The following is an 11,001-nucleotide window of genomic DNA, read 5'->3' as shown; positions in this document are numbered from 1 at the left end:
CGGCGTCCGGGGCCTGATCGGCGTACGGGGCATGATCGGCGTACGGGGCATGATCGGCGTACGGGGCATGATCGGCGTACGGGGCATGATCGGCGTACGGGGCATGATCGGCGTACGGGGCATGATCGGCGTAGGGGACGCGCTCCCCCGGCTCGGTGAGTTCCGGCGGCTCGTAGGGGCCACGCCTGCGCGACCACGCCGGGCTGTCGCCGCCGTCGGCCTCCGCGCCCCCGGCTGTGCCGATGCGCGTTCCGCTGACGCTCCACGCGGTGCTCGACCCATCGCGTTCCGGGCGCCCGGACAGCGCCGCCTCCAGCACCGACCACGGGACGTCCGGGTTGTTCCAGCCCACCCCTCAAGTCGAACATATGTTCGATGATCGGATCAACGGTGGACCGACCACATCACGCGAGCACGGCCGGCGCGATGGCGCCCCGGAGGGTCGGGCCGGTCCGTTCAGTCGTAGACACCGGTCACCCACCACCGCTCCCCCCCGACGAGCAGCAGCGCGCTGCCGTCGTCGAGAGCGACCTGCAGCCGGGCGCCGCCCCCGGAGGCGCCCGCCGCCCACCAGCGCTGCTGCGACGGCCACGGCCCCGCCCAGGCCCGCACCTCCCGGAGCGGCCCACCGTCGACCGCGATCCGGTGCGGGGGCGCGGCGAGCAGGTCGAGATCGGTGAGGACGACCTGGTGACCGGCGGCGTCGAGCAGCTCCGCGGGCAACGGGGTGGGCGGCACCGACGCCGGGGAGGGCGCCGGCACCCGCCCCGGCCAGGACGGTGGGGTGTCACGGACGGGCGACGGCGGGCGGGGAGAGGCGCGCCCGGGCAACCGCCGGCGTGCATCGGTGGGGCGCGGACGGTTCGACACCGTGCCGTCCGGTCCGGGGAGATCGGCCGCACCCACCCGGCCCGCGGCCCGGACCACGTCGTCGGGCCATCCCGCCGGGGCGGCACGGGCGGGGAGGCATGGTTCCGCGTCCGGGGCCGGCGCGTCCGGAGCTGCGTCCGGGGCCGACGCGTCCGGGGTCGTGCTTGCACTCGGGGGTGCGTTCTCCGTGAGAGGTCGCCCGGGCACAGTGATCGTCATCTCGGAACCCGGGGGCGCGGACGAGCCGGTCGCCGGTTCCGAAACAACGACCACCCCCCGCCCAGAACCCCCATCGACACCGGTGATCACCGGCCCGGAACCCGGGGGCGCGGTCGAGCCGGTCGCCGGTTCCGGATCAACGATCATGCTCCGCCCTGCGCCCCCATCAGCGCCGGTGATCGTCGTTTCGGAACCCGGAGCCGTGCCGGAGCGCGCCGGCAGTGCCGGTTCGTCGATCACCACCGGGAGGCCGGGCGGACGCTCGTCGCCCCACGGCACCAGCTGGACCTGCCCCCCCGGCTCCCGGCCGCCCACCAGCACGCCGGTGACCACCGACTCCGGTCCGAGCAGGGCCTGCACCCGCACCAACGCCCGTCCGGCCCGGGCATCGACCTCCCCCGTCTCGCCCCAGAGCCCGAGCTGCAGGGCGCCGGCGGTGACCGTCTCCTCCGGCACCAGCCGCAGCCACCGCACCCCGCCGGCGGCGGAGGAATCCCGGTCCCCCGCGAGCTCACCATCCGGCGCAGCAGCCCCGGCGAACGCCGCCGAGGAGCGCAGGCGACGAGTGCGCGCGAGCCAGGAGTCGAGCTGCCAGCGGACGCGGTCGACGGTGGCCGCCGGGGTCAGGGGTTCGGCGCAGCGCCAGATCCGGTGCAGTTCCTCCCCGTCGGTGGTGCGGGCGGCGATCCCGAGCCGGGTGCAGGACAGGCCGTGCCCGGCCAGCGTGCGGTGCAGCGCCGTGGCCAGGCCGCGGGCGGCGAAGGCCGCGGCGTCGACGCGGTCGACGGGTGGGTCCAGCTCGATCTCGACGGCCAGCTCCTCGGGCGGGCGGCGACGCACCGGCGGGCGGGGGTCGAGACCGCGGGCCAGCCGGTGACCGAGCACGGCGTCGGCGCCGAACCGGGAGGCGACGTCATCCGCGTCGAGCGCCCCGAACGCGCCGAGGCTGCGCAGACCCAGGCGGCGGAGCAGGTCGACGAGGCCGGAACGGTCGACATCGGGATCGCGGTCGAGCTCCTCCACGCCGAGCGGGGCGAGGAACGCGGGGGTGTCGCCGGCCCCGACGGCCAGCCCGCGCCGGGCCGCGAGCACCGCGGCGAACAGCCCGTCGGCCACCCCGACCTGGCACTCGACGCCGGTGCGCGCGGCCACCTGGTCGACGATCCGCTCGGCCGCGGCCTGCTCCCCGCCGAACCAGCCCACCGGGCCGCGCGCGGGCAGCGCCAGCAAACCCGGACGCACGATCTCCACTCCGGGTGCCAGCTCCTCGACCGCGACGACGACCGGCTCGAACGCACGGGCGTCCCGGTCGGCGTCGCGGGCGAGCACGGCCAGCTCAGGGCACCGCGCCTGCGCCTCCCGGCGGCGCAGCCCGCGGCGCACCCCCTGGGCCCGGGCCACCGCGGAGCAGGCCAGCACCCGGTTGCCCACCACCACCGCGGCCGGCTGGTGCGGCGGCACGTGCGCGGCCCGGGCCGCCGCGGTGACCGGCCAGTCCGGCGACCACACCGCGAGCACCCGCACCGCCCCGGCACTCACGGCGTCCCTCGCCGCCGCGGCGTGATCACCACTTGCGGGACATGGGCTGCAGATGTGCAGCCCATGTCCCGGGCCCACCGATCATGAGGACACCGGGCACCTCTCGGGCCGAAACCCGGGCCGTCCGGCACCGTGATCACCGTATGCGGGACATGAGGTGCGCTTGTGCAGCTCATGTCCCTGGCTCGCCGATCATGGGCGCGTTCATCCCGCCACCGCCACCGGGACGTCGGCCACCCGGGTCCCGCCGCCGACCGCACCACCGCGGGCCGGCAGCAGCAGCTGCCCGCCGCGCCCCGGGCCGAGCCCGCGACCCCGCAGCTCCACCCGCACCCGCCGCGCGCACAACCGGCCGTGCCCCGCCCCGAGCCCCTCCCATCGCGCCGACGTACAGCTGAGCTCGATGTCGGCCCCCGGCCACGGCCCCAGCGACAGCAGCACCGCACCGCGCTGCCGGGCGCGGGCGGCCAGCCGTTGCCGGTCGGCCGCCCGGACACCCGCGCGGGCGGCACCGGCCACCGCGACCAGGTCCATCCCGTCGAGCAGGGCCACGGTGACCGCCATCAGGTCGTCTCCGGGATGGGGCACCAGCGCGAGCCGCTCCAGTGCCACCCCTGCCTCGGCGGCCGCGACCAGCCCCAGCTCCGGGCGCCCGACCACCCCGACCCACGCCCCCTGCCCGGATGCCTCCGCGACGAGGGCGAGCAGCAGTGACGTGGCCCCCGTGGCCCTTCCGGGATCCGGTAGGGCGACCGTGGAACCCCGCCGCAGCCCGCCCGCCGGGAGCAGCCGGGCGAGCGGGGCGGCCACCGGGAGCACCCGGGTGTCGCCGTCGGTCAGCTCGACGGCACGGACTCCGTCGGAGCGCTCCTCCATCTGCCTCAGCAGTCCACGGGCCAGCTCGAGCTTATCCACCGCAACCACCGACGTGCCTCCCCGCGAACGCACCGCGGGGAAGTCGATGCTCGAACGTTTGTTCTATTCTAGCACGGAGCTACCCCGGGGCCAGGCTGGACACAAGTCTGTTGCTGGACTGATCGGCCGTAGACAATGCGCCGTATGGCAGACAGTGCCCGGATCGTTGCGGTCGTCCCGGCCCACGACGAGGAGCACACCCTTCCCGCGGCGCTCCGCTCACTGGCCGTGCAGACCCGGCTGCCCGACGAGGTCGTGGTGGTCGTCGACAACTGCACCGACGGCACCGCGGAGGTCGCGGCCGCCCACGACGTCGCAGTGCAGCGCACCGTCGCCAACACCGACCGCAAGGCAGGCGCGCTCAACCAGGCCCTGGACCGGATCCTGCCCGAGCTCGCCGACCACGACCTGATCCTCGCCATGGACGCCGACTCCGCGCTCACCCCCGCCTTCCTGACCGAGGCGCTGACCTGGCTCGACAACCATCCCGGTGACGGCGCGGTGGGCGGGGTGTTCGCAGGGCGCCCCGGCGGCGGCCTGGTGGGAGCGCTGCAGCGCAACGAGTACGCCCGCTACGCCCGCGAGGTCGCCCGCCGCGGCGCGCGCGCCACCGTCCTCACCGGGACCGCGACCCTGTTCCGCGTGCCGACGCTGCGGGCCGTCGCCGCCGCCCGGGGCACCGTCCTGCCCGGACGCCCGGGGGCCGTCTACGACCCGGCCGCGATCACCGAGGACAACGAGATCACCCTCGCCGTGCGGACCCTGGGCCTCGGCGCCGCCTCTCCCCGCGCCTGCCTCGTGCACACCGAGGTGATGACGACGTGGGCCGACCTGTGGCGCCAGCGGCTGCGCTGGCAGCGCGGCGCCCTGGACAACCTGCGCGCCTACGGCCTCACCCGGGTCACCTCGCCGTACGCGCTCAAGCAGGCGGCGATGTACGCCGGGATCGTCGCTGTCGGCCTGTTCCTGCTGGCCACGACCCTGTTCGCGGTGATCGGCCAGCTCGGACCACCGCGCGGGTTCTGGCTGGCGGTCACCGTGCTGTTCGTCGTCGAGCGGGTGGTGACGGTACGCAGGCGCGGGTGGCGGGCGATGGCGCTGGCCGCGCCGGTCGTCGTCGAGTTCGGCTACGACCTGTTCCAGCAGGCGGTGTACCTGTGCGCCGCCGCCGAGCTGCTCGCCCGCCGCGCGCCGCGCTGGCACCATCCCGACACGCAGCCCGTGGAGGTGTGAGCGGGTGTACGGCAAGCTCGGGTCCACCGCCCTCGTCGCGATGCCCGCCGGTGCGACGGCGCTGGGCGGTCTCGGCACGCTCTGGTACGTCGTCGCCGCCTGCACGCTCCTGGCCGCGGGCCTCGCCCTGCTCCGCCTGCTCCCCCGCCGGGAGCGCTGAGCGCGCCGCCCCTCCCGACGAGCTCATCGTGACCGGTTCGCCCGCCGGTGCAGCGCGGCCCACTGGTCGGCCGTCAGGTCTCTCGGGCGGGCGCTCCCGAGTCCCGCCGCTGCCACCAGGCCGCGGATCCGGGGGCCGCGCGACCGCAGCGCGGCCGCGACCCGGTCGCCGCCGAACGCGGCCCGGACCAGCGCCCGGTAGGCGCCGCGTTCCCGCTCGGGGACCAGTGGGAACTCACGCCTGCGCACGACGAGCAACCCGCCGTCCACCGCGGGCCGGGGCCGGAACGCGGCCGACGGCACCCGCCCGGCCAGCGCGAACTCGTACCACGGCCACCAGCTCGCGGTGAGCAGCGTCGTGCCGCCCACGGCCGCTCGCTTGCGGGCCACCTCCCACTGCAGCAGCAGGACCGCGCTCCGCCAGCCGCGCTGGTCGAGCAGGTGGCGCAGCAGCGGCGTGGTGATGGCGAACGGCACGTTGGAGACGACGTGGTGGGCGCCGTCGAACCGGAAGGCCAGCATGTCGGCCTGCTCGACGCGGACGCGGCCACCCAGGGTGCGGCGCAGGGCCGCGGCCCGGCCGGGATCGAGCTCGACGGCGGTGACGGCCCTGCCGTCGTCGGCGAGGCGGCGGGTGAGCGCACCGTCGCCCGCCCCGAGTTCCAGTACCGGTTCGGGACCGGGTGGGACGAGCGCGGCGATGCGCCGCGTGACGCGGGCGTCGACGAGGAAGTTCTGACCGAGTTCGTGACGGCCGCCGTGGCGGCGGGATGCTGCGGGCATGGCTGGGAGGGCCTTCGCGTCGATCGGAGAGGTTTCCGGATCGGACGCCGGGCACGGCACGGGCCCGCGCGAAGCGGGATCAGCGGTGCGACGTCCGGGAGACGTCGCGCAGCCGTATCGAGGCAGCCATGCCGATCACGGTACGGGCGGGCGCGAGCCGTTTTCGGCCCACCGGCACCGGGCCGGCCGGCGCACGGCCTCCGCAGCAGCCCGACCCCCCGGGCACCTCGCGCGCCCCCCGGCACCTCGCGCGCTGCCGGCAGCGCGCAGGACGCGGGCCGACGCGCGAACCGCATGCCTGGCTCGGAGCGGGCGACCGGGCGCCGGGCCGGGTCGGGTCGGCGTCAGTGGGCGAAGTGGCGGGTGCCCGTCAGGTACATCGGGACACCGGCGGTCGCCGCGGCCTCGATCACCGCCTCGTCCCGCACCGAGCCACCCGGCTGCACGACCGCACGCACACCGGCGGTGAGCAGGACCTCCAGCCCGTCCGGGAACGGGAAGAACGCATCCGACGCCGCGACCGCGCCACGGGCCCGGTCGCCGGCCCGCTCCACCGCGAGCCGGGCGGCGTCGACGCGGTTGACCTGCCCCATCCCGACGCCGACGGCCGCACCCCCGGAGGCCAGCAGGATCGCGTTCGACTTCACCGACCGGCAGGCACGCCAGGCGAACGCGAGGTCGGCGAGTACCGCAACGGGCACCGGCTCGCCGGTGGCGAGGGTCCAGCCGGCCGGGTCGTCACCGGGCGCATCGAGCGCGTCGCGCTGCTGCAGGAGCACGCCGCCGGAGATGGGACGGAACTCCGCCCCCGTCCGAACGGGCGCGACCGGCAGCCGCAGCACGCGCACGTTCTTCTTGCGGGCGAGCACCTCCAGCGCCCCGTCGGCGTAGGACGGCGCGAGCACGACCTCGGTGAACACCTCCGCCACCTGCTCGGCCATCTCGACGCTCACCTCGCCGTTGCACGCGATGACCCCGCCGAACGCGCTGACCGGGTCTCCCGCATGTGCCTTGCGGTGGGCCTCGGCGACGTCCGCGCCCACCGCGATGCCGCACGGGTTGGCGTGCTTGATCACCGCGACGCACGGGAGGTCGCCGTGGTCGTGCGCGGCGCGCCAGGCCGCGTCGGAGTCCACGTAGTTGTTGTACGACATCTCCTTGCCGTGCAGCTGTTCCGCCGCGGCGAGCCCGGGCGCGCCGGAGACGTAGAGCGCGGCGCCCTGGTGCGGGTTCTCGCCGTAGCGCAGCGTGGCCGAACGTTCCCAGCTGGCGCCGACCCACGGGGGGAACGCACCGCCGTCGGGGTCGGGGGCCAGCACCCCGCCCATCCAGGACGCCACCGCGACGTCGTAGGTGGCGGTGTGCCGGAAGGCGTCGGCCGCGAGCAGTCGGCGGTCGGGCAGGGTGAACCCGCCGTTCTTCAGCTGTTCCAGCACCCACTCGTAGCGGCGCGGATCGACCACCACGGCCACGCTGTCGTGGTTCTTGGCCGACGCGCGCACCATCGCGGGACCGCCGATGTCGATCTGCTCGACGCATTCCGCGGGGGACGCGCCGGAGGCGACGGTCGCGGTGAACGGGTAGAGGTTCGACACGAGCAGGTCGAACGGCGCGATGCCCAGCTGCTCGAGCTGGGCGAGGTGCTCGGGACGGCGGGTGTCGGCCAGCAGCCCGGCGTGCACCCGCGGATGCAGGGTCTTGACCCGCCCGTCGAGGCACTCGGGGAACCCGGTCAGCTGCTCCACGGGCGTGACCGGCACACCCGCGTCGGCGATCCGCTGCGCCGTGGATCCGGTCGAGACGATCTCCACGCCGAGCGCGTGCAGGCCGGTGGCCAGCTCCAGCAGCCCGGCCTTGTCGTAGACACTGATCAACGCGCGTCGCACGGCCCTGCGCTCCCCGCTCACGGGATGGTCACCTCTCGGCCGGTCACGGTCGCTCCCTTCAGAGCCAGCGCGGCGACGGTGCCCACGAGCAACCGCCGCTCCTCGATCTTGATGCGTTCGTGCAGGGTGGCGACGGTGTCGCCGGGTTCGACGGGCACGGCGGCCTGTGCGAGAACCGGACCGCTGTCCACCCCGTCGTCGACGAGGTGGACGGTGGCTCCGGTGACCTTCACCCCGTAGGCCAGCGCGTCGGCGACCCCGCGCACCCCCGGGAACGACGGCAGCAGAGCCGGGTGCGTGTTGAGCACCGGGCAGCCGACTCCGGCGAGGAAGCCCGATCCGAGGATCTTCATGAAGCCGGCGCTGATGACCAGGTCGGGCCGGTGGGCGACGACGGACGCGGCGAGCGCGGCGTTCCAGGACGCGCGGTCCGGGTGGTCGGCGACCCGCCGCACGAACGTCGGGACCCCGGCACGGGCGGCACGGGCGAGGCCCTCGATGTCCGGCCGGTCCGCACCCACGGCCACGACCTGGACAGCCGCGTCGAGCAGCGCCTGCAGCAGCGTGCCCGATCCGGAGACCAGCACCACCACCCGCGCCGGGTCGGGGATCTCGATGCGACGCGACGCCAGTGAGGGGTCGTTCACACCACCACCTCCTCGACGCCGGTCGACGCCGCGCCCGGGGATGCGCGGAACGGCGCCCCCACGCACTCGGTCACGGTCGCTCCTCGCTGACGCTCGTCGCCGCCGCGCCCGGCGGTGCTGTGCTGGATGGTGACCTCGCAAGCTCGGTCACGTTCGCTCCTCGCTGACGCTCGTCGCCGCCGCGCCCGACGGTGCTGTGCTGGATGGTGACCTCGCAAGCTCGGTCACGCCAACCACCCCGCAGCTCGACGGTGATCGGCGGGACCGGTCAAGCGTAGGCCGCGGCGCAGGTCACATCGCCGCCGGAGTGCCCAGCGGGCCGGACCGCCCGGCTGTCGGTGACCGGCGGAGGGCACACGGCCGGGCACACGGGCCGCGCACACCCGCCCGACCCGCGGGAGCGGCGGCCCCGTCTCCCCCACCCGCTCCCGGTCGGAACGGACGCCGCACGGTCATCCCTCCGGTGCGGACCGCTCCCGCTCCGCGGCCTCGCGCGCCCGCAGGGCCACCAGTTCGGCGACGGTGCGCGGCTTCGGCGCCGGGTCGGTCGCCGGGGCCGAAGAGGAGCTGGTGGGGGTCGGCGTTCCGGCCTCGGCCGCGCCGCGGCGGCGCCACCCGAACCACGTCCGGGCCGCCGCCGGAACCGGCTCGACCAGCTCCACCGGTACCGGCCCCTGGCCCCGCCGGCCACCCGGCTCCCCGGGGCGGCGGCGGGTAGCCCGCGGGTGGGATCGGGCCGGCCCGTCGGTCGGGTCGGCGGGGGCCGAGCCGCCGCCGGGCCCGCCACCGCCGGGCCCGCCACCGCCGGTCGGCTCGCCGTCCGCAGGCCCACCGTCCGGCCCACCACCGCCCGTCGGCTGGTCGTCCGCAGGCCCACCGCCGGGCCCACCACCGCCCGTCGGCTCGCCGTCCGCAGGCCCACCGTCCGGCCCACCACCGCCCGTCGGCTGGTCGTCCGCAGGCCCGCTCCCGCCGCCGCGGGCCGACGGGGGCCGTTCGTCGGACGACGACCCGCCGGCACCGTCGGACGACGCTCCACCCGCAGTAGCCGCCCCGGGCGGAGCCGGCCGCACGGCCGCCCCCTCACCGCCGGCATCCGGAACCTGCGCCCCATCGCCGGGCACCGTCGCGGGTGCGGGCTCCGCAGCGGGTCCGGCTTCGAGTCCGGCTCCGGGATCGGGTTCGGCTTCGGCTTCGGCTCCGGGATCGGGTTCGGCCTCGGGATCGGGATCGGGATCGGCCTCGGGATCGGGATCGGGATCGGCCTCGGGATCGGGATCGGGATCGGCCTCGGGATCGGGATCGGGATCGGCCTCGGCCGACCGGTCGTCCAGGGCGGCGACGGCGGTTCCCGCATCGCCCACCGGACCGGGCCCCACCGACCCGCCCGCAGCGGCGGCACCGGCCGTATCGCCCGGCCCGGCACCACCCGCGCTCGGCACCGGGTCGGCGTGCTCGGCGCCGGGGTCGGTCTCGTACTCGTACTCGTACGGGTCCTCCCGGTCCCGACCGCTGCGCACGGTCAGCGCGACCAGCACCGCGGGCACCCCGACCAGGACGAGCACGGCCGGGACCAGCAGTTCGACCGGCATCCGGACCGGGTCGTACGGCCCCGCCGCGAGCCGCCCCCCGGACAGGACGGCCAGCGTCCCGACGGCGACGGCGGCCAGCGCCGCCGCGGCGGCCGCCACCTGCGGTGCGACGGACCCCGAGCGGCGCGCGACGACACCCGTCATCGCCCCGACCGCGACCGGCCCGGCGAGGGCGAGGGCCGCCCAGACCGGTGGCGCGGTCGCAGGCACCGCCGCGAGCAGCGGAAACACCGAGGGCGCACCCGCGGAGACCCCGAAGGGGGAGACCGCGGCGGTGCCGACCGAGAACCCGGGTCCCAGCACCCACGCCAGGCCCGCGACGACGGCGTTCGGCAGGTACGACAGCGCCAGCAGGGTGACCCCGACGCCTGCCCCGGGCCCGGGCGCGAGATCACCGAAGGCCTCCGCGACACCCACCGCGCCGAGCACCAGCCCGGCGAGCAGCGCCGCCGCCCCCAGCGCGCACAGCCCCGCGAGGGCCACCGCCGCGGTCCGGACGGCATCACCCGCCCAGGGGGGGACCCGCCGGAGCCACTCCGGCGGCAGCCCGCAGACGCGCACCACGCCGACGGCCGCTGCGACCCCCGCCACCAGGCCGGACGCCACGAGCGCCGCCCACGGCGCGGCAGCCACCGCCGCGGCCCGGGGCAGCAACGCGCTCCCGAGCACCGCGACCGCGGAGTGCGCGCCCGCCATCGTGGCCAGCACCGCACCCGCATCGGCCCGCAGCCGCCCACCCAGCCGCCGGGCCGACCACCCCGCACCGACCGCGATCACCCCGGCGACGAGCACCGTCGGCAGCAGCGGGAGCACGCCCAGCGGCTGCCCGCCCAGTACCAGCGGGATCTGGTGCGCGGCGAGCCACAGCGGGATGGCCGCGGCGAACGCGCCGTCGATGGAGAGCCCGGCACCCGCGGTGAGCACGACGGCCGCGGCTGCCGGCACCAGCAGGGCGTAGCTGACGATGACGGTCCCCATCGCGCCGGCGAGCAGGACGCGCAGCCGGTGCAGTCCGTCCGGATCGGGTCGTCCGGGATCGGGTCGCCCGGCGCCCGGATCCTGATCGGTGACGTCGAGGGTGCGGGTCACGGCGCCTCCTCGTCGGTGCTCGCCGCCGCCGCTGCCCGGGGTGCTGCGCTGGATGGTGCCCTCGCCGGC

General features: G+C 76.5%; 8 protein-coding genes and 1 pseudogene. 2 read left to right on the top strand and 7 right to left on the bottom strand.

Features of this window, described 5'->3' with window-relative positions:
• The 3 genes and pseudogenes from Q1K26_RS23950 to Q1K26_RS23940 all read right to left on the bottom strand — a co-directional run.
• Positions 1 to 352, bottom strand: a 352-nt coding sequence (locus Q1K26_RS23950) for a hypothetical protein (RefSeq protein WP_300017337.1), incomplete at its 3' end; no start/stop codon positions are given.
• Positions 353 to 1,341: 989 nt separating this feature from the next.
• Positions 1,342 to 2,607 (bottom strand): annotated as a pseudogene (locus Q1K26_RS23945) (DNA polymerase Y family protein); the annotation flags it as partial.
• A 225-nt stretch (positions 2,608 to 2,832) separates the two neighbouring features.
• On the bottom strand, positions 2,833 to 3,504 hold the full coding sequence (locus tag Q1K26_RS23940) for a hypothetical protein (protein WP_300017361.1): 672 nt from the start codon (positions 3,502 to 3,504) through the stop codon (positions 2,833 to 2,835).
• Positions 3,505 to 3,687: 183 nt separating this feature from the next.
• Between Q1K26_RS23940 and Q1K26_RS23935 the strand changes: the two genes are divergently transcribed.
• Both Q1K26_RS23935 and Q1K26_RS23930 read left to right on the top strand, forming a co-directional pair.
• A complete protein-coding gene (locus Q1K26_RS23935; RefSeq protein WP_300017334.1) occupies positions 3,688 to 4,776 on the top strand; it encodes a glycosyltransferase family 2 protein in 1,089 nt (362 codons plus the stop codon).
• 4 nt (positions 4,777 to 4,780) lie between these two features.
• Entirely contained in the window at positions 4,781 to 4,936 is a 156-nt protein-coding gene (locus Q1K26_RS23930) for a hypothetical protein (protein ID WP_300017331.1), read from the top strand.
• Positions 4,937 to 4,959: 23 nt separating this feature from the next.
• Here the strand turns inward: Q1K26_RS23930 and erm are convergent, their stop codons facing one another.
• The 4 genes from erm to Q1K26_RS23910 all read right to left on the bottom strand — a co-directional run bounded on the left by erm (position 4,960) and on the right by Q1K26_RS23910 (position 10,932).
• Positions 4,960 to 5,718, bottom strand: a complete 759-nt coding sequence (gene erm, locus Q1K26_RS23925; protein ID WP_300017329.1) for a 23S ribosomal RNA methyltransferase Erm — start codon at positions 5,716 to 5,718, stop codon at positions 4,960 to 4,962.
• A 344-nt stretch (positions 5,719 to 6,062) separates the two neighbouring features.
• Complete coding sequence (gene purH / locus Q1K26_RS23920; RefSeq protein WP_300017327.1) at positions 6,063 to 7,625, bottom strand: bifunctional phosphoribosylaminoimidazolecarboxamide formyltransferase/IMP cyclohydrolase; 1,563 nt, start codon at positions 7,623 to 7,625, stop codon at positions 6,063 to 6,065.
• Positions 7,622 to 8,251: a phosphoribosylglycinamide formyltransferase gene (gene purN, locus Q1K26_RS23915; protein ID WP_300017324.1), complete on the bottom strand. Its 630-nt coding sequence runs from the start codon at positions 8,249 to 8,251 to the stop codon at positions 7,622 to 7,624. The genes purH and purN overlap by 4 nt, the downstream gene beginning before the upstream one ends.
• 452 nt (positions 8,252 to 8,703) lie before the next feature.
• The gene (locus Q1K26_RS23910) at positions 8,704 to 10,932 is read right to left on the bottom strand and encodes a DUF6350 family protein (RefSeq protein ID WP_300017321.1); all 2,229 of its coding nucleotides are present in this window, start codon (positions 10,930 to 10,932) and stop codon (positions 8,704 to 8,706) included.
• Positions 10,933 to 11,001 lie beyond the last annotated feature (69 nt).

Origin of the sequence: Pseudonocardia sp., assembly GCF_029263155.1 — a bacterium.
GTDB lineage: Bacteria > Actinomycetota > Actinomycetes > Mycobacteriales > Pseudonocardiaceae > Pseudonocardia.
Note: the sequence above shows the minus strand (reverse complement) of the source record. Positions and strands in the feature narration are given on the sequence as shown.